General features: G+C 48.4%; 18 protein-coding genes. 10 read left to right on the top strand and 8 right to left on the bottom strand.

What is annotated here, in order from left to right:
* Positions 1-22: 22 nt before the first annotated feature.
* The 4 genes from A1OO_RS21360 to A1OO_RS21345 all read right to left on the bottom strand — a co-directional run bounded on the left by A1OO_RS21360 (position 23) and on the right by A1OO_RS21345 (position 4,422).
* A complete protein-coding gene (locus A1OO_RS21360) occupies positions 23-1,327 on the bottom strand; it encodes an outer membrane protein transport protein (RefSeq protein ID WP_017004396.1) in 1,305 nt (434 codons plus the stop codon).
* A 314-nt stretch (positions 1,328-1,641) separates the two neighbouring features.
* Positions 1,642-2,919, bottom strand: a complete 1,278-nt coding sequence (locus A1OO_RS21355; RefSeq protein ID WP_017004395.1) for an outer membrane protein transport protein — start codon at positions 2,917-2,919, stop codon at positions 1,642-1,644.
* A gap of 218 nt (positions 2,920-3,137) precedes the next feature.
* On the bottom strand, positions 3,138-3,860 hold the full coding sequence (locus A1OO_RS21350) for a DUF3379 family protein (RefSeq protein WP_016960169.1): 723 nt from the start codon (positions 3,858-3,860) through the stop codon (positions 3,138-3,140).
* Complete coding sequence (locus A1OO_RS21345; protein ID WP_016960170.1) at positions 3,847-4,422, bottom strand: sigma-70 family RNA polymerase sigma factor; 576 nt, start codon at positions 4,420-4,422, stop codon at positions 3,847-3,849. Before A1OO_RS21345 ends, A1OO_RS21350 begins: the two co-directional genes overlap by 14 nt.
* Before the next feature lie 722 nt (positions 4,423-5,144).
* Here A1OO_RS21345 and fadI point away from each other — a divergent pair.
* Positions 5,145-6,455, top strand: coding sequence for an acetyl-CoA C-acyltransferase FadI (gene fadI / locus A1OO_RS21340; RefSeq protein WP_016960172.1), 1,311 nt, complete (start codon positions 5,145-5,147; stop codon positions 6,453-6,455).
* On the top strand, positions 6,455-8,572 hold the full coding sequence (gene fadJ / locus A1OO_RS21335) for a fatty acid oxidation complex subunit alpha FadJ (protein ID WP_017004394.1): 2,118 nt from the start codon (positions 6,455-6,457) through the stop codon (positions 8,570-8,572). The genes fadI and fadJ overlap by 1 nt, the downstream gene beginning before the upstream one ends.
* A 50-nt stretch (positions 8,573-8,622) precedes the next feature.
* On the opposite strand, the gene A1OO_RS21330 is transcribed toward fadJ, so the two are convergent.
* Positions 8,623-11,397: an insulinase family protein gene (locus A1OO_RS21330; RefSeq protein ID WP_017004393.1), complete on the bottom strand. Its 2,775-nt coding sequence runs from the start codon at positions 11,395-11,397 to the stop codon at positions 8,623-8,625.
* A 141-nt stretch (positions 11,398-11,538) separates the two neighbouring features.
* Here A1OO_RS21330 and sixA point away from each other — a divergent pair, with 141 nt between their 5' ends.
* On the top strand, positions 11,539-12,030 hold the full coding sequence (gene sixA / locus A1OO_RS21325) for a phosphohistidine phosphatase SixA (RefSeq protein WP_017004392.1): 492 nt from the start codon (positions 11,539-11,541) through the stop codon (positions 12,028-12,030).
* Between the two features lie 72 nt (positions 12,031-12,102).
* Here the strand turns inward: sixA and smrB are convergent, their stop codons facing one another.
* Positions 12,103-12,633 carry an endonuclease SmrB gene (gene smrB / locus A1OO_RS21320; protein WP_016960176.1) on the bottom strand — a complete coding sequence of 177 codons (531 nt, stop codon included), beginning with the start codon at positions 12,631-12,633 and terminating at the stop codon, positions 12,103-12,105.
* Positions 12,634-12,766: 133 nt separating this feature from the next.
* Between smrB and prmB the strand changes: the two genes are divergently transcribed.
* Both prmB and aroC read left to right on the top strand, forming a co-directional pair.
* Positions 12,767-13,699 carry a 50S ribosomal protein L3 N(5)-glutamine methyltransferase gene (prmB, locus tag A1OO_RS21315; RefSeq protein ID WP_016960177.1) on the top strand — a complete coding sequence of 311 codons (933 nt, stop codon included), beginning with the start codon at positions 12,767-12,769 and terminating at the stop codon, positions 13,697-13,699.
* A gap of 251 nt (positions 13,700-13,950) precedes the next feature.
* Entirely contained in the window at positions 13,951-15,036 is a 1,086-nt protein-coding gene (gene aroC, locus A1OO_RS21310) for a chorismate synthase (RefSeq protein ID WP_017004390.1), read from the top strand.
* A 50-nt stretch (positions 15,037-15,086) separates the two neighbouring features.
* Here the strand turns inward: aroC and A1OO_RS21305 are convergent, their stop codons facing one another.
* On the bottom strand, positions 15,087-15,746 hold the full coding sequence (locus tag A1OO_RS21305; RefSeq protein ID WP_016960179.1) for a trimeric intracellular cation channel family protein: 660 nt from the start codon (positions 15,744-15,746) through the stop codon (positions 15,087-15,089).
* A 223-nt stretch (positions 15,747-15,969) separates the two neighbouring features.
* Here A1OO_RS21305 and A1OO_RS21300 point away from each other — a divergent pair, with 223 nt between their 5' ends.
* Together A1OO_RS21300 and A1OO_RS21295 are read left to right on the top strand one after the other, a co-directional pair.
* Entirely contained in the window at positions 15,970-16,494 is a 525-nt protein-coding gene (locus A1OO_RS21300; protein WP_016960181.1) for an elongation factor P hydroxylase, read from the top strand.
* A gap of 35 nt (positions 16,495-16,529) precedes the next feature.
* Positions 16,530-16,796, top strand: a complete 267-nt coding sequence (locus A1OO_RS21295) for a YfcL family protein (protein ID WP_016960182.1) — start codon at positions 16,530-16,532, stop codon at positions 16,794-16,796.
* A gap of 113 nt (positions 16,797-16,909) precedes the next feature.
* Here the strand turns inward: A1OO_RS21295 and mnmC are convergent, their stop codons facing one another.
* A complete protein-coding gene (gene mnmC, locus A1OO_RS21290; protein ID WP_017004388.1) occupies positions 16,910-18,913 on the bottom strand; it encodes a bifunctional tRNA (5-methylaminomethyl-2-thiouridine)(34)-methyltransferase MnmD/FAD-dependent 5-carboxymethylaminomethyl-2-thiouridine(34) oxidoreductase MnmC in 2,004 nt (667 codons plus the stop codon).
* Between the two features lie 200 nt (positions 18,914-19,113).
* On the opposite strand from mnmC, the gene fabB reads away from it, so the two are divergent.
* The 3 genes from fabB (at position 19,114) to A1OO_RS21275 (ending at position 22,721) form a co-directional block, all read left to right on the top strand.
* Complete coding sequence (fabB, locus tag A1OO_RS21285; protein ID WP_017004387.1) at positions 19,114-20,325, top strand: beta-ketoacyl-ACP synthase I; 1,212 nt, start codon at positions 19,114-19,116, stop codon at positions 20,323-20,325.
* A 228-nt stretch (positions 20,326-20,553) separates the two neighbouring features.
* Entirely contained in the window at positions 20,554-21,693 is a 1,140-nt protein-coding gene (locus tag A1OO_RS21280) for a 4-phosphoerythronate dehydrogenase (protein ID WP_017004386.1), read from the top strand.
* Between the two features lie 2 nt (positions 21,694-21,695).
* Positions 21,696-22,721 (top strand): aspartate-semialdehyde dehydrogenase, encoded by a 1,026-nt coding sequence (locus tag A1OO_RS21275; RefSeq protein WP_017004385.1) that lies wholly within the window; start codon positions 21,696-21,698, stop codon positions 22,719-22,721.
* The last annotated feature ends 179 nt before the right edge of the window (positions 22,722-22,900 follow it).

The raw sequence follows: 22,900 nt of genomic DNA, 5'->3' as shown, positions 1-22,900 counted from the left end.
GCCATTTTTTATATCTGCTTACTTAGAAGCGATAGGTCGCTTGAACACCCGCTAACCATACGCTGCCGGTTGTTTGGCCTTCAAACTTACCGCCGAATGCCGCACCAGATGCATCAGAGGCGATGCCTGGGCGAGGTTCAACAACATCTGCGTCTTTTGCGAAGATGTAGGTAAAGCCTGCATCCAACGTCAGATTTTGAGACCACGCATAACCTGCACCTAGGCTCAGCCACAAACGGTCTGTTTCTGGAATAGTGATAGTGCGGTTAGCGTCATCCACAGCAGCCATATCGTATGCAACGCCCGAACGCAATTGCGTTTTATCATTGAGTTGGTAAGTCGCACCCACGGCAAAGCGGTAGTTATCTTTCCAGTTCTCTTGCTTCACGATTTGTGAAGGAACAGACAATGAAGGAATGTTCGCTTCTAGCTTCTCAAACGTGCTCCAGTCAGTCCAGTTCACGCTAGCATGTACCGCAACCTTGTCAGTCAACTGATGGAAGCTAGCAAGCTCGGCAGTGGCGGGCAAGGTTAGTCCCATGCTGCCAGCGTATTGAACCATGTCAGTAAGAGGCGATGTGCCGCCGTTGTATAGGTTGAAAGCTAGGCCTTCTGCATGACCTTCTAGGTTCAGCTCAACTTCTGAACGGTAGTTAAAGCCAATTCGGTTGGTATCATTGATCTGCCAAGCAGCACCAGCCTGCCAACCCCAAGAAGTGTCATCACCTTCCATGAACTTTAGTGTTGTGCCCTTTGGAGCGAATCCACCAGAGCTCTTCGCACCAATGCTGCCTTCACCCATGACAAAGCGAACACCACCACCAATGGAGAATTGGTCGTTGATGCGGTAAGCAATGTTAGGGTTAATTTCCATGGTCATCACAGAGGCTTCATTGCCAAACTGCGTGCCTTTGAAGTTGTCGTCTAGCTTGGTGTGCATACCGAAGTTAGAGCTTAGTGCCAAACCAAGGAACACCTGCTCGTTCACTTGGTGTGACACATAGAAGTTCGGTACGACGGCAGAATCTGCAAAATCTTTAGATGACGTTGGTTGGTTAGTGGTTGTATTCATACCATCTACATCAACGTTCGGGTCAACGTAGATCATACCAGTGGATACTTGTGTACCAGGCAGGTACGTCAGCATCGCTGGGTTACGGAACTGTGCCGCGGCGTTATCCGCCATTGCTGCTTCGCCTGCGTACGCACGACCAAGACCGGTTGCAGAATACTCTGCAAGCTGGAAACCAGCAGCCATTGCTGAGGTGGAAGAAAGAGAGCCAAGTGCTGCGGCAATTGCCAACGGAAGAAGTTTGTTCTTGTTCATTATATATTTCTTGTTTTTGAAGGTCGCTATAGGGTACTGACCAAAGCTTTGGATGCAATTTTAATGAACTAGGTTGAATATTTTTAGATGGAAATTTTGTCATGTATTCCATCTTCCGATAGATCGTCTATATGAAGTGGTGTTTGGCACAGGTGTACGCTGAAACTCAGCGAACACTTGTATAGATAAATACGGACTTGAGCGAACTAATGTACGCTGAAAAATACTGCCAATAGAGTGATGTGGCGGGTGCTGAAGGAAACGAGATAAAGAAAAGGGGAGCCAATGCTCCCCTTGGTGTTCGCTGTTCTTGATTAGAACTGGTAGCTGTATTGAACGCCATACAACCATGCGTTAGCGCGGGTGGTCGCATTGACTTCAGACAGTTGAAGTTCACCGCCACCAGGCAGGTCTGTCACCAACTTGTCATTCACTTCCACATCTTGACCCATTAGGTAAGTCAGACCGAAATCAATGGTCGAGTTTTTGGTTGCCTGATAGGTGAAACCTGCAGATACCCATTGGCGATCTGAATCGGGTACAGAAATTGATTTCTTCTGATCTTGTGCACTGGTGTCATACATGTAACCGGCACGAAGTGTCCAGTCGTTGTTCAGGTAGTAAGTACCACCAATCGAGTAGTGCATGCCATCCTGCCAATTGTACTCATTCAGAACAACGCCATTTGTCGTCGCAAGCTGGTCAAAAGTGCTCCACTCAATCCACTGAACAGAGTAGTGCATAGCAAACTTGTTGGTCAGCAAGTGGTAACCAGAGAACTCAGCGATGTCTGGCAGAGGAAGAACGAGGTCTCCGGTTAGCTGTTCGCCTTTGTAGATCATGGTGTCGCCGTCTGCTTTGATATCTGGACTATGGCGGTAGCTTAGACCAAAGCGGTGCTTCTCATTGACTTCATAAACGGTACCTAGGTTCCAGCCAATGCCGGTACCTTCTGCATCAATGTTAAGCATGTTATCGCCAACACTGTCTGCAAACGATGGAATAGCTTGGCCGACGTACTCTAGGCCAGAGCGCTTGAGCTTACCTGTACCTTGGATGAAGTCGATACCAGCACCAAAGCTCAATTGCTCATTAACTCGGAATGAACCACTCAATGCAAAGTTGACGCTTTTAACGTCAGTCAGGCCGCCTAACTCATTGGCTGCATAATCAGTGTCGAATTCAGTTTTTGTGCCGAAGTTTGAGTAAATACCTGCACCAACAGCAAATTTGTCATTGATCGGGTGTACATAGAAGATGTTTGGTACATACGAAATGTCACCAGCTTGTGCATCGTCCAAAGAACGTTCACCAAGCATGATAGGTGAGTAGGTTGTACCTTTCACTACCACATCGGTATCAATTGCAATCAGACCCACAGACAGTTCAGGCGCATCGAACAATGCCATTGCTGCAGGGTTACGTGCCATGACAGATGCATTATCAGCGATAACAGCGTCACCAGCGAAAGCACGGCCTAGGCCAGTAGCAGATTGACCATTTAATTGGAAACCAGCTGCGAGAGCTGATGTAGAACTTGCCGCTACAGCAATTGCCACTGCTGAACGGATAAACAGACGCTTCTTATTCATGGTGTGAATTAATCCAATGAAATTTATAATAGTTTTATCATTTTATGTGCTTTTTAAATAAGCTGGGCGGATTCTATTGTGAAGCTCATTATTAGGAAATCTGACCAGTTACGGGACGCTGTTTTGAAACAGAAGCAGAGAAGGTGCAGGTGACTGTTCTTTAAAGGAAACAAAAAGGGAGCCAAAGGCTCCCTTTTTAAATGTAATAGATTGTGTGTTTACGCTTTTTGGTTCAAATGAAGTTGAAGCTGCTCTGCAATAGGCAATACATCTGAGCCTTCTTTACCGACTACAATCACACTGCTGTTATTGGCCGGGAGCGAAATGGCTTCCATGTTGCCATCACTGAATTTTTCCATGGCTGGAGAATTCTGAGGCACTACAAACACCGTAAAGTCTTCACCATTGTCTGCTTTCAATACCATGTGCACCGCATGCTTTTTATCAAAGCTGCAATGATTGAGGTAAGAAACTTGGCCTGGCAGAGACCCACTGAAGGCTTCGCCAATTGGGGAAAGCTTAGCGTTTACTTGGTGAAGGCTTACGCCCTCATTAATATCTCGAGTGAAATCTGTCTCATCGTAATAATGCTGAAGCGCAATTTGACCCAAGTTCTGTTGATTGGGTGAAAGCGGAATGGTCTGCCAGTTAAATTGACCCAACATCACACCAAACACAAAAGCAATTGAGGCCGCGATAGCCAAATGGAACTTTGGTTTTCTTTTTTCACGGATCACATGGCTGCTTTGTTTAAACAACACTTTGTCGACCAAATCATCGGGCACATCAACACGCAAAGCTTGATCAATTAATGCATCCAAACTGTCGAGTTCAGAGGCCAACTTTTGATTGGCAGGTGAAGATAACTTCGCCGCTGATAGCTCGGGATCATTATCTTGAGGGTCAGCCAAAAGGCGGCGACGAAATTCAAGCTCGTCCATTCTTCGCTCCTCGTTGAGTTTCGTTTTGACTGTCCATGAACTCTTTCAATTGGTTTCTCGCTCTGAACAAACGTGTCATCACCGTATTCTTGTTGAGATCCATGATCTCAGCGATTTCTTCACCACTGAATCCAGCCATAACTTGCAAAACAAGCGGTTCGCGATATTCCGGTGACAAACGCATTATCTGCTTGTGAAGCCATTGCTGTTCTACCGAGGCTTCTTCACTAGGCTGCGTATTATCTGCCACCTGATGGTCATCAATGTCTACTAATTCGAGTTGTTTACGCTCAAATCGGCGTGCGTTTTCTCGGCGAAGAATGGTGATCAGCCATGCTTTCGCTGCGTTATCATCTTGAAGGCTATCGAGCGATCGCCAAGCACGGAGACACGTCTCCTGTACAAGATCTTCTGCTACATGCTGGTCTTTCGTCAACCAGTAAGCGTAGCGATAAAGATCTCTGTGCCAAGCTCTCACGAGCGCTTCATATCGTCTTTGTTTTTCCATATCAGTAGAGACCTTGGAAGTTGACGATTTCTTTCCAAATATTTTCAAAACCATGGGCTTTCTTCCTGAAAGTTTTGATTTTACAAGTGTGTAGCATTAAAAATAATTGCATTGAGGACCATGTTACCTCGGTAAATGCGTCTAATCATAGGCAGAAAAACGATACGCATTTGAATCGCGCTAATAAGACAATTGCTCTTACAATGTCATTATGGATTGAGTTGCTTATATTTGTGGGGAATTTCGGTGCAACACTCATGGCGAGAAGTGATGGAGGATAATCAGGCGAAAAATTGATCTGGTTCAAAAAGTCGCCGTTTTCTATGGGTATAGTAGGCACTGTCATCTGGGAGCGCGCTGCAGGTTTCGCTGGTTTACCGGACCTTGGCTGTGCGTGACTGAGTTGAGCAAGATGACAACTTCCTTTTTTTGAAGGCTGACTTTACTTTCTCCTCAGGTCTTAGACCTGACTTGCAATTGGCTTTACGTTAATTGAATTTGATACACAATTGCTTTCCAAAAATTTTACCACACCTATTAGGTGTGGTTTTTTTTGCTCAAAATTCAGTTATTTTCTTTTTTGCCAATCTTCGACCGTATCTCATCGCTGACAGCTGAGATAAGGTGGCCACTACGACGGCTAGCCCGATGTTTATCGCAAATTTGCTGTCCCTGTCTATATTTGACATTCCAATTCAATTAAACGCCCGTTTTAATCTGATAACAAATTGGTTACACTCTTCTGGTCTGACCTCTAATGCTAGCAAGGAGCGGCAATGAACTCTCCCCAGAACCTGACTACGCGTCAGGGAGAACGTATCGCAGTTGTGGCGGGTTTACGTACCCCGTTCGCACGACAATCTACCGCATATGCTGATGTGCCCGCTGTCGATCTTGGCAAAATGGTTGTTAGTGAAATGCTAAACCGTACCGCGATTGACCCTAAGCTGATCGAGCAGCTTGTGTTTGGTCAGGTGGTGCAAATGCCAGAAGCGCCAAACATTGCACGTGAGATCGTGCTTGGTACAGGCATGAATATTCATACGGATGCCTACAGCGTCAGCCGAGCGTGTGCCACTAGCTTTCAGTCTGTTGTTAACGTAACAGAAAGTATTATGTCGGGAACCATTGATATTGGTATCGCCGGTGGTGCGGACTCCTCGTCAGTGCTTCCTATTGGCGTGTCAAAGAAACTTGCGGCGACATTACTTGCTTTGAGCAAAGCCAAAACCCTCAGCAAGCGTATGAGTTTATTGAGCAAGCTTTCTTTGAAAGATCTCGCGCCTGTTCCCCCTGCTGTTGCCGAATATTCAACGGGCTTGAGCATGGGCCAGACTGCAGAGCAAATGGCCAAGAGTCATCATATTAGCCGAGCAGATCAGGATGCTTTAGCGCACCGTTCTCATTCACTTGCAGCAAAAGCGTGGGCTGATGGGCTGGTGCGTGATGAAGTAATGACCGCCTTCCCCGAACCTTATCGCGCGTGGATTGATAAAGATAACAACATTCGCGAAGATTCCAGCGTTGAAAGCTACGCCAAGTTGCGTCCCGCGTTTGATCGAAAACATGGCTCTGTGACTGCCGCTAACAGCACACCTTTGACAGATGGCGCTGCCGCGGTGATGCTGATGCGTGAAGGTCGCGCCAAAGAACTGGGTTTGAAGCCTTTGGGCTACATCCGCTCTTATGCGTTTGCCGCTATTCAAGTTGAGCACGACATGCTAATGGGGCCGTCATACGCCACACCAATCGCACTTGATCGTGCGGGCATTACCCTGGCTGATTTGACCTTGATTGACATGCATGAAGCATTTGCTGCCCAAGCATTGTCGAATGTGAAGATGTTTGGCTCTAAGACATTCGCACAGCAAAAGCTCGGGCGAAGCCAAGCGATCGGTGAGATCGACATGGACAAATTTAACGTGCTGGGCGGATCTTTGGCTTACGGTCACCCGTTTGCTGCAACAGGCGCACGCATGATCACTCAAACATTGAACGAACTACGTCGTCGCGGTGGCGGTTTGGCCTTGAATACCGCATGTGCTGCGGGTGGCTTAGGTGCTGCAATGATCTTGGAGGCCGAATAATGAATGAACCAATGACCCCAAATGCCTTTTCGCTGCGTCACGGAGATGATGGCATTGCATGGCTGAGCATTGATGTGCCTGGCGAAAGCATGAACACACTTCAAGCGACCTTTGTTGATGAAATCAGCGGTATCTTGAGCGAGCTTGAAAGCAAAACCGACATCAAAGGCTTGGTACTGTATTCCGCTAAACCGGATAATTTTGTCGCTGGCGCAGACGTTCGTATGTTGGATGCCTGTGAAACAGCAGAAGACGCACAAGCCATTGCAGAGCAAGGGCAAAAGCTGTTTTCTCGTATCGAGAAACTGCCGTTTCATGTCGTCGCTGCGATTCACGGACCATGCTTGGGCGGCGGTCTTGAATTGGCGCTAGCATGCCACAGCCGTGTTGCCACAGACGATGATAAAACGCGTGTTGGATTGCCAGAAGTTCAGCTCGGTTTGCTGCCGGGTTCGGGCGGTACACAACGTTTGCCTCGCTTGATTGGCGTTGCAGGTGCACTGGATATGATCCTGACAGGCAAGCAACTGCGTGCCAAAAAAGCCAAGAAAATGGGTGTCGTCGATGATGTTGTACCCCACTCAGTGTTGCTTCGGGTTGCTGAAGAGTTAGCGCTAAAAGGAAAGCCTAAACGTCAGAACAGCTGGCAAAGCTGGGCCATGGGTGGCAATGCACTAGGCCGCTCAGTGGTGTTCGATCAAGCCGCCAAGAAAACCCGCGCAAAAACCCGTGGCAATTATCCCGCCACCGAAGCCATTCTTGACGTGATCAAACATGGCTTGGACAAAGGGGTTGAGAAAGGGCTAGCGCTCGAAGCGAAACGCTTTGGCGAGCTGGTGATGACGAATGAATCCGCATCACTTCGCAGCATTTTCTTCGCCACGACAGCAATGAAAAAAGAAACTGGCGCTGATGCCGAGCCAGATACGGTAACGGGTGTAGCCGTACTGGGCGGCGGATTGATGGGAGCGGGTATTGCGAATGTGTCAGCGACCAAAGCAAACCTTCCTGTGCGGATCAAAGATGTCAGTAATGATGGCTTGTTGAACGCCATGAACTACAGCTACAAGTTACTGGATAAAAAACGCAAACGTCGCATTATCTCCAAGTCGGAATTGCAATCGCAGATGGCTAGGATCAGTGGCGCAACAGACTACAGCGGCATGGATCGTTGCAATGTGGTGATTGAAGCGGTGTTTGAAGATCTTGATTTGAAACACAAGATGATTGCGGAAGTGGAAGAAGCGTTAAATGAAAATACGCTATTCGCAACCAATACCTCTTCGTTGCCTATCCACCAAATTGCAGCAGGGGCAAAACGGCCTGAAAACATTGTCGGCCTGCATTACTTTAGCCCTGTCGATAAAATGCCGCTGGTGGAAGTGATTCCCCATGCGGGAACGTCTGAGAAGGCGATAGCAACAGTCGTTAAGCTTGCGAAAAAGCAAGGCAAGACCCCGATTGTGGTTGCCGATAAAGCGGGCTTCTATGTGAACCGTATCCTAGCGCCATATATGAATGAAGCGGCCATGACCTTGCTGGCAGGCGAATCTGTCGAGCACATCGACAATGCCTTGTTGGATTTTGGCTTCCCTGTTGGCCCAGTCACACTGCTGGATGAAGTGGGTATTGATATTGGCGCGAAGATCAGCCCAATTCTGCTCAATGAGCTCGGCGAGCGTTTCCGTGCACCAGATGTGTTCGATGTCATGCTTAGTGATGGCCGTAAAGGACGCAAGACGGGCAAAGGCTTCTTCGTCTACAACGGCAAGAAGAAAGAAGTCGATAAGCGTGTTTACGGATTGCTGGGTGTAGAACTGAAGAGTCAGCTTTCTGGCCATGAACTGGCGATGCGCTGCGTATTGATGATGCTAAATGAAGCGGCACGTTGTTTGGATGAAGGCGTGGTGAAATCGGCGCGTGATGGCGACATTGGTGCCGTGTTCGGTATTGGCTTCCCACCATTCCTTGGTGGCCCGTTCCGTTACATGGATCATATCGGCATTAAACGCCTTGTTGAAATGCTTGAACAGCATGAAGCGAAATATGGCGAGCGATTTGCACCGTGTGAAATGCTCAAAGCCATGGCTGCGGAAGAAAACCGTTTCTTTGATTAATCAAATCAAACACGTAAAAAAATCCCCGACCTCTGAGTAGGGGATTTTTTTTAATCTCTTTCTAAACGATGCTGACGAAATGCGGCAATAGAATCGATTTCGTTAGTGTCTTCCGGTATGCACTGATCAGGATGCGCACCGCCGCAGCTATGCATAATTAACCGATCCGCCGTGCGAGGTTTAAGCTGCTCGACAACAAATTTCACCATGTCAGATCGCGCCATGTTTTTGATAGATTTTGCGACATTCTGACGTTGTTCAAATTTCTCGTCTTTATTGCCAATACTCACCCAAAGTCGCTGACCGCGCGCACGTAGGTTTGCATCAGGCTCATCTATTTGTGCGATTAAGCCCTCTTTGCTGGCTTGCCACTGTGCTTCATTAAGCTCTAGTAGCACTAAGAAGAAAGCATTCAGAAAGTCATCAATGGCTTCTATCAGTTTCGTTGGGCCGGCTTGCGGCGATTGCACGTAGAAAATCAAACCCGGATGGCGGTTGAGCGGCATATTGCCGGAACCCACCATATATCCCAGTTGCTGCTTTGTACGCAATTCGTTGAAAAATATGGCAGATAATAAATGTTGGGCGAAAGTGAACAGCGCCACATCTTGCGCCGTTGTGCCATGGCTTTGATAGTAAACCAGTACCGCGGAGTCTTGATTACTGCAATCTAAATGGTATGCCGCGTTGCCGGCACCTTTGAGCATTGCCAATGGGCGAATGGATTCCTGATAACGCTGATCATGAACACGAAGGGCATCTTTGACTGATTCAGCCAATGCCAGCGTTTGATGCTTCTGCCAGTTGCCGTAAACGAACATCTCGACGTGTAACTCAGACATGACTCGATATACAAAATTGGGAAGGGTAGACACGTCTAACGGCTCCAGCGCTTCGATAAGCGCCTCGTATGGCGGGTTGTTTGGCTGCAATATGCCCGTCATTGCATTATACAATCGGCTGATGGGTTTGTTCTGAGTCGCGTTCTTCCAGCTTCTTAACAGTTGCGTTTTAATGATCTCAAAACGTTCTGGTTTAAAGTCACGATTGGCAAATTTATCCAAGACCAAATCAAGCAGGATCGGCAGCTTTTCGTTGAATCCACTGAGTTTTAACGTCACGCCGCCTTGGTGAGCGTAGAGGTTATAACTCAAGCCAGCGACCTCGGCGGGGTAAGCCGCTTCGTTGATAGCCTCAAGCAGCATTTCGACACTGACGCGGGTTTTAACGATGTTCTCAACCGATTTCACCGCATAAGGGCTATCGATAGCGACATACACAACGCCTTTAGGCACGCGAAAATCGGTGTCTTGCAAATGCCAAAGGCAAAATCCTGGTAACTCTTGGATTTTCTCTGGCAAGGTCGTGTTTGGCGATGCCAATTGCGCGGGGTCGAGTTCGTAACTGATAAACGGATTGGGCTCGGGTAAGGCAAGGTCTGGCGAAACATCCGTGATTTGCCATTTTGTACGTTGCGCGTCGGTAAAGGGGGTCACACTGTACGGCGTGTCATACCACTTGGCTTGCTTATCATAGTCGCCGCCTTTGGCAATCAACGTCAGACGAAGGTGCTCCGTTGTTAAATAACTGAGCATCTGGCGGATCAATTCTTCGTCATATTTCGCCATGATGTAATCACCATAAAGCACATCTTCTTCTTCATAGTGCTGAATATTGAGGACCATGTGGCTGACAGTATCAATGGGGCGAGAAGGTTCTTGGTAGCGAAATGCCTTTTCTTGTACCGCGCGTTTTTCTTTGTAACGCCATTCGTTCAAACCTTGCTCACGAATAAGGTGAATCGCTTGAAACAGATAGGCGACAATATCGTCAATGTGGTTCAGGCCAACTTCCGTCAGGCTGACACTGACGGTAAATTCACGAAAGTTCGAGCCGCTGATGCCCCCGCCAGCGGAGAGGTTATTGATGTAGCCTTTGTTTTTTAGCATTGACATAACACTGCCAATGCCTTCATAGCCAAGCAGACTCGCAATGTAAGACAATGGTTTGATGCGATAGTGTTCATCGGTGGCTGGCATTGAGAATGCCAGTGTCAGTTTGCGCACGTCTTTTAATGGCTCGATGCGAATAAACTGTTGCCGCTGAGGGATATCAACAAAAGGTACTTCGGGAATGAAAAGCGGCAAATCGTGGTTTGGGATCAGTTCAAAGGTTTCTTGGGCTAGCTCTTCAAGGGAATCGAGAGTAAAAGGCCCGGTAACGGATGCCGCCATCAGATTGGCGCTGTAGTGGCTGCGATAGAAGGCGATCAACTCATCTCGAATCGAACTGTTTTCGCGATCTGCCAAGGTTTCAGTGCTACCAACGGAAAACTTGGAAAAGGGATGTTCGGGATTGATGGTTTCTTTTTGTACTTGATAGATACGGCGAACGTCGTCTTGAAGCTTTAAACGATACTCTGAATCAACCGCGTTGCGCTCTTTATCTACGGCGTCAGCATTAAACAGTGGCGCAGAAAAAAACTGCCCAAAACGCTCTAACGCTTCTTCAAAGTAATCGTGTTGAATATCAAAGAAATAAGTCGTATTTTCGGTGCCTGTCCAGGCATTATTGCTGCCGCCGTGACGGCTGGTGAAAGATTGAAATTCGCCGACCTTTGGGTACAGTTCTGTGCCCAGAAAGAGCATGTGCTCGAGGAAGTGGGCTAACCCTTCACGATCAGCAGGGTCACAAAAGTGGCCAACATTCACCGTCAGTGCTGCAGCACTGCGCGGCGCTTGTGCGTCTTCGATCAATAAAACACGTAACCCGTTATCGAGTGTAATCTGGCGATAGCCACGGTGATCATTCGGACTGATTTGCACAAAGCACCTTCACTGGTTGAGGCTAGGTCTTAATTATGACCACCTAAGCAAATTGAGGCAAACATCTGTGCGCTTTATCGTTCCAGAAACAACAATTGACTGGTAGCATAATCAGGAATCTAAGAAATCAACAGTAGTGATATGCGAATTTATATTATGCGCCACGGTGAGGCGCAGACATTTGCAGCCAGTGATGAAGAACGACTATTAACTGAACGCGGAGAGCAACAGTCAGTAGAAATGGCTCGTTGGCTTGCAAATGAATTACCAGAAGGGAAGCTAGACTTGGTGCTTGTTAGCCCGTATTTGCGCGCCCAACAAACGTGGAATGCCTGTCAGACCGTGTTGCCAACGGCGCAAAAAGTGCTGACAGAAGATGGTATTACGCCCTATGGTGACAGCGAGCACGTTGCATCGTATCTGCGCGCGTTAGTGACTGTTGATCATCCAGCAAGCATTTTGCTGGTGTCGCATTTGCCGCTGGTGGGTTATCTCACCGCCGAATTCGCCGTCGACATGCAGGCACCTATGTTTCCGACGTCGTCGATTGCTTGTATTGAGCTTGATGCTGTGAGCGAGAAAAGTGATGTACGGTGGTTGAAAAGCCCTTCTCAGTTGATGGGCTACGCATAGCACTGAATGATCAAGAAACGACTCACTACGAAAACGCCTCGTGGGGCGTTTTTTATTGGCGGTTGTTCTTGGTTATCGTTCTGGGATCTCGATAAGCACCAATAACGCGCCAGCACCGCCAAATTCAAGTGGCGCTTGATGAAATGCCAGAACATCTGGGTGCTGTGCCAGCCACAATGGCGTTTTCTGCTTCAATATATGTTTGCCGATGCCATGCATCACGCAGGCACAGCTAATCCCTTCTTTTATGCACTCAGCAATCAACGCACCCATCTCACGCTTCGCTTCTCGTTGTGTCATGCCATGAAGGTCGAGAAACATATCAGGCACGTAAATGCCGCGTCGTAAACGCTTCACTTCATACTTAGACACACCGGTACGCGCATATTGCGTTGGGCCATCCTCTTTCAGCAAGGGTTCAAACTCGTCTGAAAAATAAAAGGTGTGGTCACGTGCTGTCGAGTCAGAGAACTTTTTTCTCGATTGTTCCACTGTCTGGCGTCTTGGCGGGTTTATGGTATCCTGCTGCAGTTTTTTAACGCCTTTTACCGCATCGCGGAACAATGAAAAGTCATCGTCTGAGATCGGGGTTTTCTTACTCATAAGTCAATTCCAAATGCCGATAGGCGCATTGTACCCAAAATAGAAGCAATGTCTCGCTGTCGAATTTGTAATTGTCCAAATCAATAGAGATGAACGCGGTGCGTTGGGGTGAATCAGGCTAGTGGAGGCCATTTTGGATAAAATTATTGTTGATGAAGTTGTCAACGAGTTACGTACGCTGCAGGACATGCTACGTTGGACGGTAAGCCGCTTTAATGCAGCAGGTTTGTTTTACGGTCACGGAACGGATAACGCATGGGATGAAGCGGTACAACTGGTGTTGCCAACCTTGTATCTGCCACTTGATGTGCCAGCAGATACTCGTCACTCCCGCCTGACGACCAGTGAGCGCCATCGTATTGTAGAGCGTGTTATTCGCCGCATTAACGATCGCACGCCAGTGTCCTATTTGACCAACAAAGCCTATTTTTGTGGTCTTGAGTTTTTTGTCGACGAACGTGTATTGGTGCCTCGCTCACCAATTGGTGAGTTGATCGAAAACCGTTTCAGCCCAATGTTGCCTGTTGAACCGACTCGAATCATGGATTTGTGCACGGGTAGCGGTTGCATTGGTATTGCGTGTGCTTACGCCTTCCCTGACGCAGAAGTGGATCTGGTGGATATTTCTACCGATGCGCTAGCAGTGGCGGAAATGAATGTGCAAGATCACGGCATGGAGCAACAAGTGTTCCCAATCCGTTCGGATTTGTTCCGCGATCTGCCACAAGACAAATACGACCTGATTGTTTCTAATCCACCGTATGTGGATGAAGAAGACATGAACAGCCTACCCGATGAATTCCGCCACGAGCCTGAACTGGGTCTGGCTGCGGGCTCTGATGGCTTGAAACTGATGCGCCGCATTATCGCCAATGCGCCCAATTATCTAAGCGAGCAGGGTGTTTTGATCTGTGAAGTGGGTAATTCTATGGTGCATGTGGAAGAACAATATCCAGAGCTTCCGCTAACGTGGCTTGAGTTTGAAAACGGCGGTCACGGCGTATTCATGATGACGTATCAAGATCTGGTGAGCGTCGCGGACGAGTTCTCTATCTACAAAGACTAACCATCATCTATCAAGCTTAATCGCGTGAACCGCGGTTAATTCGCTATCAAAAAGGCTGAAAACATCTGTTTCAGCCTTTTTTTGTTTTCACATCTTGCATTTTGTCGTGTTTCTTGAAATGAGCCCCGTTCTACAGCGGGTTGACTGTTTTGCAGGCAAAAAGCTTTTGCTTCTCGTGCGCGGTTATGTTTCATTAACAAGCATGCAGTTATGCCTTAATAAAGGCAGCCAGTTAAAAGACAGAGGAAGTAATGGCAGGCAATTCTATTGGTCAGGTGTTTCGCGTCACCACCTTTGGTGAAAGTCATGGATTGGCATTAGGGTGTATCGTTGATGGTTGCCCGCCGGGACTCGAAATTTCAGAAGCGGATTTACAGATTGATCTGGACCGTCGTCGTCCGGGTACGTCGAAATACACCACGCAACGTCGTGAAGCAGACGAGGTGAAATTCTTGTCTGGGGTGTTTGAAGGCAAAACAACGGGCACGTCTATTGGTCTGTTGATTGAGAACACCGATCAACGTTCACAAGATTATTCCAAAATCTCAGACCGTTTTCGCCCCGGTCATGCCGATTACACGTATCACCAGAAATACGGTCACCGCGATTATCGCGGCGGCGGTCGTTCGTCTGCGCGTGAAACCGCTATGCGTGTTGCGGCAGGTGCGATCGCCAAGAAATTCCTGAAACAGGAATATGGCATTGAAGTGCGTTGCTACATGTCTGAAATGGGTGATGTGACCATCGACAAAGTGGATTGGGATCAAGTTGAGCAAAACCCCTTTTTCTGCCCCGACGAAACCAAACTTGACGCTTTGGACGAATTGATACGTCAATTGAAAAAAGACGGTGACTCCATCGGCGCTAAGCTGACCGTCGTGGCAAACAATGTCCCTGTCGGTCTTGGCGAACCTGTGTTTGACCGTTTAGATGCTGACATTGCGTTTGCACTGATGGGCATCAATGCGGTGAAAGGCGTTGAAATCGGCGACGGTTTTGATGTGGTGAATCAGCGCGGCAGCCAACATCGTGATGAATTAACGCCGACTGGTTTTAAAACCAATCATGCGGGCGGCATTCTTGGTGGGATTTCGTCAGGGCAAGATATCGTTGCACACTTGGCATTGAAACCGACATCAAGCATTACCGTGCCGGGCGAAACCATTAATGTTGATGGTGAAACGGTTGATGTGATAACACGCGGTCGTCATGACCCTTGTGTGGGTATTCGCGCGGTGCCTATCGCAGAAGCCATGGTGGCTATCGTGCTGATGGATCACTTGCTGCGTCATCGCGCACAGAATGCGGGTGTCACAACGACGACGCCGAAGATTTAACGTCTGGGGTCCTAGGTCTTAGGATCTAGGACCTCGCTCTTAGCCTCCGTTCAACTCACCTTCACTTCTGCGTTATCTTCTGTTTTCTCTTCTTCGGCAAGGCTAAACACTGGTAAGCGCCAATGAAACTTCACTGCGCACATACGAAATGTGAAGCCCAGAATCAGCGTGGAGAGTGTCGCGTAGTTTTCGTTGACGCCAAATTGTCCGCCATAAGTCATCAATCCCCAGTACATCCAGCCCGAGAAAAACGCGATCGACGCGTATAACTCTTTGTGTAATACCATGGGTTGGCGACGACACAGTAAATCACGTAGCAAGCCGCCAAAAACACCAGTAACCACGGCAGAGACAACTGCGATGAGCGGTGACAAGCCCATATCCATGCCAACGCGACAACCGATAATACTAAAGGCTATCAAGCCTAGAGAATCTAGCCAGATAAACAGTTTATGGTTTCGCGCCACCCATGAGGCCATCCATGTGGTCACGATACCCGCAAGACAGACAATCACGAGATAATGCGGATTGGCGACCCAGCCTAAGGGGTAGTGGCCGAGCAAAATGTCTCGAACTGTGCCACCACCAATGGCGGTGCAGCTTGCCACCAGCATGACGCCGAACCAATCCATGTTTCTTCGACCAGCCGCGAGCGCGCCTGTCATGGCTTCGGCAGTAATGCCAACAATGTACAAAGTAGACAACAACATTATTATTCAGTCGGTTGCATTTAATCAGAGAAAGTGGTGCGATTCTAAATGTGATGCCAGTCACAAGCCAATGAAAATAGACGACGTCACCCATGAATCAATTTCATGCTTATCGCGGATAAAATCGTCAAAATGGGCAATTATCACGGCGACAATAGGGCATGTACTAGGTAAAATGCCGCCTGACTGATTTTGGCTGTAACCAGGCATTTACAAATAACGCATGCATCACGATTACAACGACCTTATTTCTGTATTCAATCAGACATTTATTGAATCATTTAACACTGAGTTATTGCTCGGTGGTGATGAACCTATTTATTTCCCCGCCGATGAAACTCACGCGAAGCATCGTATTATCTTTGCTCGTGGCTTTTTTGCATCCGCGATGCATGAAGTGGCGCACTGGTGTATTGCCGGTCCTGAGCGTCGATTGCTGGAAGATTATGGCTACTGGTATCACCCTGATGGACGCGATGAAAAAACGCAGGCGGAATTTGAGAAAGTGGAGATAAAGCCACAAGCGGTAGAGTGGATTCTTTCTGCCAGCTGTGGTTTTCGCTTTCAAGTGAGCTGTGACAATTTGAGTGGCGTCGAGTCTGATCGCGCGGGTTTTACGACCAAAGTGCGTGAGCAAGTGCTGATTTATCTCGATGAAGGTATGCCAGCGCGCGCAAAAACCTATTCAGATGCCCTCCGCGCGTTTTATCATCGTCCGACGTTAACGGCCGCAGATTTTACCTATTGATAACCATCCCGAATGCGTTTGGTATGAGAGAGATTATGATCCAAGACTACGAAGAACAGATCCTTGATTTGATAGACGCCATGGTAGAGACCGCGTCAGACGACGAATTGTTTGCAAGTGGGTATTTGCGTGGCCATATCTCATTGGCTGCCGCTGATTGTGAGCAAGATGGGATTGATGATATCGAAGCACTCAAAGTCTTTGTGGACGGTAGCTTGAAAAACAATGCCAACGAGTTAAGCCCTGCAGATCAAGTGCTGGTGGCAAATTTGTGGTCCTCTTTGCAAGCGAAAGCGAGCTGAAAGCCATCGCAATAGACATCAACATCAACAAATACAAAGAAGGCGCTCAATGAAGCGCCTTCTTTATGCTCGGAATATATCAGTACAGAATATTCACGTTTAACCGCCTAACATCACAGCGCTTTGCCTTTCAGTAACTTTCTTACCCACATGCGTCCCGGATGCAATGCATTGAGTACATCCACGGGTAACGGCAAAGGATCACCACACAGCTGCGAAGCCATCAACTCACCCAGCAATGGCGCCGAAGTTAAGCCGCGCGAACCCAGCCCTAGAAGGCTGTAAAGGTTGGGGTAAACCGGCACATCTTGTGCGGTTTCTTGCGTATCACGTAGGTTGCTATAGCTCGCAACCAGCTCGCTGTAATCACAGACATCACCAACAAATGGCAGGTGATCTCTACTGGCACAACGCACGCCGACACGTCCAGCGCCATGATCTGTGCTGACTGCTTGTGACCATTTGGTCGGAATGCATTTCACCAGACGTTGTTTATTATCAACCTGGTCATCCATGCTAAATGCCAACGAACTGTCATTGCGACTGTAGCTCGCCCCGATACAGTGCGTATCATTTTTTGGATTAACTGGGGTCAGATAGCCATCGTAACAAAGCACCGTTTTGAGCTTTTTCAGCGCCGGGGTGGTGTTGATATGAGTCACTTGCCCGCGTACTGAAAAGGCAGGGATCGGCGCGGTTTGTTTAAACTGCGAGAATTCATGGCCATTGGCAACCACGACTGTCTGGTGAGTAAACGTCGTGTCGTCGGCTTGAAGCGTCCACTTGCTGTCGTGAAGCGTCAACCTTGTTATTTTGGTGTTGTAGAGACAGGTCAATAAACCTGTGGCCTCCGCTTGTGCGATCAAACCTTGTGTCAGTTGCTGAGGGCACAACCAGCCGCCAAGCGGGTAGCTGATACCACTATGTAATGTGTCAATGTCAGTCATGGCTGCCGCTTCGTCAGCAGTGACGGCATGAACCAGTGCCTTGGGATACCCACCCTTGAGTAGTTTCCCTAATTTGTCAGCACTTTTTTCATCCCAGCCTAATTGCGTCACGCCGCACCAGTCATGATCAAAGTTGATGGTTTCAGCCGCTTGCTCAACAAACTGACGTGAGAACAAAAACGCGGGTGCAAAAAAGCGAGAAAGCACATCATCACTGCCATTAAGCAGCGGATACACTGCGCCTTGGCGATTGCCCGATGCGCCAAGTCCCGGCTTGTCATGCTCACAATAGAGTGTCGCGGGTTTTCCGCGACGAACCAAAGACAGCGCGAGTGTGGCACTGGCGACACCGCCGCCAATAATCGCAATGTCATTTGAGGCTTTTGGAGGTAAGCGTTTGTACCAAGGCGCTTGTTGTCGAGGCTGGTTACGTTGATTGATCGTGCCGACAATCATGTCGCGCTTCGTGCCAAAGCCTTGCGTTTTTTTCATGTCAAAGCCAGCGTCGATCAAACCACGGCGGACAAAGCCAGCGGCGGTAAACGTCGCGACGGTGCAGTTTTCTCTCGCCAGACGTGCCATGCCATCGAACAACGATTGGCTCCACATCTCGGGGTTTTTGCTAGGCGCAAAGCCATCAAGGAACCAGCAATCCACAATACCATCATCAGATGTCCACACTTGAGGCATGCAGTCTTTAATGTCACCAAACCACAAATCCAACGTCACCCGGCCATCAGCAAGTATCAGACGATGACAGCCAGATACGGCAGCGGGGTAGTGCTGACGCAGTGCTTTTGCGTAGTCGGCCAGCTCAGGCCAAGACGCATGGGCTTTTTCAAGGTCGATTTGTGTAACGGGGAACTTCTCAAAACTGATAAAATGCAGCTGCTGCGTTTTCGCCTGCGGGTTGTCTGCACGAAACGCATCAAACCACTGCCACGCTGCGAGAAAGTTTAGGCCAGTTCCAAAGCCAGTCTCTGCGATAACAAAGCGGTCTCGCTCGAATTGTTGCCAGCGTGCCGGAAGATGATTTTGATGCAGAAACACATAGCGCGTTTCTTCCAAGCCATTGGCGTTAGAAAAGTACACATCGTCGAAATTATCAGATACCGGTGTTCCAGCATCATTCCAGTGGATTTGGGCATGTTCGATACGGGGTTGGGTCACAAGCCTTGCCTTAATTAACAGTGTATTTGCACTCAGATCGCGGATTCTAACGTCAATCCAGCGGAATTTACAGATTCTAAGGGGCGTCTGTGCGAGTATGGAAAAGAATTTCAGCTTACACGCGTACTCTAGGAAAGCTGACCACTTTAGATGAGCAAAAACGCTATCATCGGTGCGAACTCGAATTGTAGGAACAAAAGATGAAACGAGCCGTAATTACAGGTATGGGAATTGTTTCCAGCATCGGTAACAACGTTAAAGAAGTGCTGGAGTCGTTGAAGACGGGGAAATCCGGGATCAGTTTTTCCCAGCAGTTCGCAGACATGAAACTACGCAGTAATGTTTGGGGTGATTTAAAGCTTATTCCCGCAGAACATATTGATCGTAAGAAATACCGTTTTATGGGCGATGCCGCTGGCTTCGCTTATCTGTCAATGGAACAAGCGATTGAAGATTCATGTCTGACTGAAGACATGGTATCTAACGACCGTACTGGCCTGGTTGCTGGTTCAGGTGGCGCATCTTCTATTAACCAAGTGCTTGCGACAGACACATTGCGCGAGAAAGGCGTAAAACGTGTTGGACCTTACATGGTGCCTCGTACCATGTCGTCAACCGTTTCAGCGTGCTTGGCTACACCATTTAAAATTCGTGGCGTGAACTACACCATGAGTTCAGCGTGTGCAACATCAGCACACTGTATCGGCCACGCGGTAGAGCTTATCCAATTGGGTAAACAAGACGTGGTATTTGCAGGCGGTGGCGAAGAGCTTGATTGGTCATTGACCATGATGTTTGACGCCATGGGCGCATTGTCGACCAAATATAACGACTCACCAGAAAAAGCCTCACGCACCTATGACGCAGACCGCGACGGTTTCGTTATTTCTGGTGGCGGCGGCATGATGGTGATCGAAGAGCTTGAGCATGCGCTTGCGCGTGGTGCGAAAATCTACGGCGAAGTCGTCGGTTATGGCGCAACGTCGGATGGCTATGACATGGTTGCTCCTTCTGGTGAAGGCGCGATCCGTTGTATGAAGATGGCGATGCAAGATGTCGACAGCATTGATTACATCAACACGCACGGCACTTCAACGCCAGTGGGTGATGTGAAAGAACTGGGCGCGATTCAGGAAGTGTTTGGCCACAACAGCCCAGCCATTTCTGCTACTAAAGCAATGACAGGTCACGCATTGGGCGCTGCAGGTGTACACGAAGCGATTTATTCAACACTGATGTTGGAAAATAACTTTGTTGCGCCGAGTATCAATATCGACAACCTTGATCCTGTTGCTGAAGGCCTTGATATCGTGACTGAAATGCGCGAGCAAACGCTGACAACAGTGATGTCAAATAGCTTCGGTTTTGGCGGTACTAACGCCACACTGGTCATTAAAAAATACGAAGGATAAGCGAAACCGCTGTCTCTCGGTATGACGAGCCTGTCACTGGCTTGTTGTTTAAGATTTTCCGGGAAGTTGGCATTGTGCCTACAACAGACGCAGGTATTGACCGTTGAGAGCCGGTCTCTATCTTTCAGATCCTGGATTTTACCCGGCCATTGGTCGGGTTTTTTCGTTTTAAGTCGCAAGGAAAAGCGTCACAATGGCGTCAGTGAGTTTGATTGAAGAGAGCATTGCGTGAATATCCTGATTGATGAAAATATGCCGTACGCCGCAGCACTATTCAGTAAGCTGGGAACGGTGACAGCCAAAGCGGGTCGAACCCTGACGGCAGACGACTTGGTTGATGTGGATGCCTTGATGATCCGCTCTGTGACCAAAGTGGATGAAGATTTACTAGCGAAAGCTAATCGCCTTAAGTTTGTTGGAACGGCAACCGCCGGGACTGACCACGTCGATGCAGAATTGCTGGCTTCGCGAGGTATTCATTTCACTGCCGCACCGGGTTGCAACAAAGTTGGAGTCGCGGAATATGTCATCAGCGCGCTTCTTGTTCTCAGTCAGCAGCATGGCTTTACGCTGACTGATCGCAAAGTCGGCATCATTGGGGCAGGGCAAGTCGGGAGCTATCTTTCAAAATGTCTCAGCGCACTGAATATTGAACATCTGCTTTGTGACCCAATAAAAAAAGCCGAAGGAGATGAGCGCGCGTTTCATTCGCTACAAACCCTGCTTGCGGAGTGCGATGTGATCACGACGCACACACCCATCACTCGGGCAGGCAAATACCCAACACATCATTTGATTGGGGAAAAAGAATTGGCTGCGTTAAAGCCAAACAGTATTTTGATCAATGCCGCTCGTGGACCGGTTGTGGACAATGATGCGCTCAAAGCCGCATTGAAAGCTGAAAAATTGACGGCAGTGTTGGATGTGTTCGAATTCGAACCCGAAGTGGATCTAGAACTCCTGCCGCTATTGGCCTTTGCAACGCCACATATCGCAGGATATGGCCTAGAAGGCAAAGCCCGTGGCACCACCATGATTTACAACGCCTACTGTGATTTTCTCGGAAATAGCGAAGAGCATGTAGCGGCGAGTTCACTGCTACCCGTCGCGCCAATTCCGCATGTTGCATTAAGCCAACCTTGGAATAGCGCAGATCTTATGGCGCTCTGTCAGCTGATATACGACATTCGCCGAGACGATGCCGAGTTTCGCCGCGAGATGGCCGATGTTGCTCAGCAGCGCATAAGCTTTGACCGCTTACGCAAGAATTACTGGGACAGACGTGAGTACAGTGCGATTACAGTAGCGGGCAAGGCCGAGTTTGGGTTAGAGTCGCTCGCTAAATTAGGTTTTACCGTAGAGGAATAAACATGACACAAGAATTCGATGTGGCTTTTGATATCGCTGTATTAGGTGCAACGGGCGCTGTTGGCCGCACCATAATCGAGGTATTGGAAGAGCGTAAATTCCCTGTGCGCAATCTTTACTTGCTGGCAAGTGAGCGCAGTGCCGGTGAAACCATTCGTTTCAATGGCAAAAGCATTCTGGTAAAAGACGTTGAAGACTTCGATTGGAGCCAAGTGCAACTTGCTCTGTTCTCAGCGGGTGCAGAACTGTCAGACCGTTGGGCACCGATTGCCGCTGACGAAGGTGTGGTGGTTATCGATAATACCTCGCGCTTCCGCTATGAGCATGATGTTCCATTGGTCGTGCCAGAAGTTAACCCAGAAGCGATTGCTGATTTTCGCAACCGCAACATCATTGCCAACCCAAATTGTTCAACCATCCAAATGTTGGTGGCACTGAAGCCAATTTATGATGTGGCCGGCATTGAGCGCATCAACGTGGCAACGTATCAGTCAGTGTCAGGTTCGGGCAAGAAAGGCGTTGATGAACTGGCAGGGCAAACCGTAAGGCTGCTGAACAGCCAAGAGGCTGAGCCGAGCCTGTACAAAACACAGATCGCGTTCAACTGCTTGCCGCATATCGATGAGTTCATGGACAACGGCTACACCAAAGAAGAAATGAAAATGGTGTGGGAAACACAGAAAATTTTGGGTGATGACACGGTTGCCGTGAACCCAACGTGTGTGCGTGTTCCTGTGTTCTATGGTCACGCAGAAGCTGTGCACATTGAATGCCGTCAACCTATTGACGCTACCGAAGCGATGGATTTGCTTTCTCGCGCTGAAAGCGTTCAAGTTTTCATGGGTGAAGATTATCCAACGCAAGTCAAAGAAGGCACGGGACAAGACCACGTTATGGTCGGTCGTGTCCGCAATGACATCAGCCATCCAAATGGTTTGAATATGTGGATAGTGGCAGATAATGTCCGCAAAGGGGCGGCAACTAACTCGGTTCAAATCGCAGAAGTCCTCATTCGCGATTACCTGTAATCCCTGAAAACAACCGGCTACGAGTGATCTCGAGCCGGTTGTTTGATCACAAAACACAGTTTTATCTTCTCACACTACAGTTTTCACCCTGGCTTCCGATATAGTTAGGGAAATAACGTAATGCCAACCACAGTAAGTACTTAACCATACGTTGCGACGCAAAATTCATGATTTACTTT

The organism is Enterovibrio norvegicus FF-33 (assembly GCF_000286835.2).
GTDB lineage: Bacteria > Pseudomonadota > Gammaproteobacteria > Enterobacterales > Vibrionaceae > Enterovibrio > Enterovibrio norvegicus_A.
The sequence above is the reverse complement of the archived record's forward strand: the minus strand, read 5'-3'. Positions and strand labels throughout refer to the sequence as shown.

Excerpts from the sequence above, each read along its gene's own strand:
- A1OO_RS21360 (WP_017004396.1), bottom strand. The coding sequence starts at position 1,327 with ATGAACAAGAACAAACTTCTTCCGTTGGCAATTGCCGCAGCACTTGGC.
- A1OO_RS21355 (WP_017004395.1), bottom strand. The coding sequence starts at position 2,919 with ATGAATAAGAAGCGTCTGTTTATCCGTTCAGCAGTGGCAATTGCTGTA.
- A1OO_RS21350 (WP_016960169.1), bottom strand. The coding sequence starts at position 3,860 with ATGGACGAGCTTGAATTTCGTCGCCGCCTTTTGGCTGACCCTCAAGAT.
- A1OO_RS21345 (WP_016960170.1), bottom strand. The coding sequence starts at position 4,422 with ATGGTTTTGAAAATATTTGGAAAGAAATCGTCAACTTCCAAGGTCTCT.
- fadI (WP_016960172.1), top strand. The coding sequence starts at position 5,145 with ATGAACTCTCCCCAGAACCTGACTACGCGTCAGGGAGAACGTATCGCA.
- fadJ (WP_017004394.1), top strand. The coding sequence starts at position 6,455 with ATGAATGAACCAATGACCCCAAATGCCTTTTCGCTGCGTCACGGAGAT.
- sixA (WP_017004392.1), top strand. The coding sequence starts at position 11,539 with ATGCGAATTTATATTATGCGCCACGGTGAGGCGCAGACATTTGCAGCC.
- smrB (WP_016960176.1), bottom strand. The coding sequence starts at position 12,633 with ATGAGTAAGAAAACCCCGATCTCAGACGATGACTTTTCATTGTTCCGC.
- aroC (WP_017004390.1), top strand. The coding sequence starts at position 13,951 with ATGGCAGGCAATTCTATTGGTCAGGTGTTTCGCGTCACCACCTTTGGT.
- A1OO_RS21305 (WP_016960179.1), bottom strand. The coding sequence starts at position 15,746 with ATGTTGTTGTCTACTTTGTACATTGTTGGCATTACTGCCGAAGCCATG.
- A1OO_RS21300 (WP_016960181.1), top strand. The coding sequence starts at position 15,970 with ATGCATCACGATTACAACGACCTTATTTCTGTATTCAATCAGACATTT.
- A1OO_RS21295 (WP_016960182.1), top strand. The coding sequence starts at position 16,530 with ATGATCCAAGACTACGAAGAACAGATCCTTGATTTGATAGACGCCATG.
- fabB (WP_017004387.1), top strand. The coding sequence starts at position 19,114 with ATGAAACGAGCCGTAATTACAGGTATGGGAATTGTTTCCAGCATCGGT.
- A1OO_RS21275 (WP_017004385.1), top strand. The coding sequence starts at position 21,696 with ATGACACAAGAATTCGATGTGGCTTTTGATATCGCTGTATTAGGTGCA.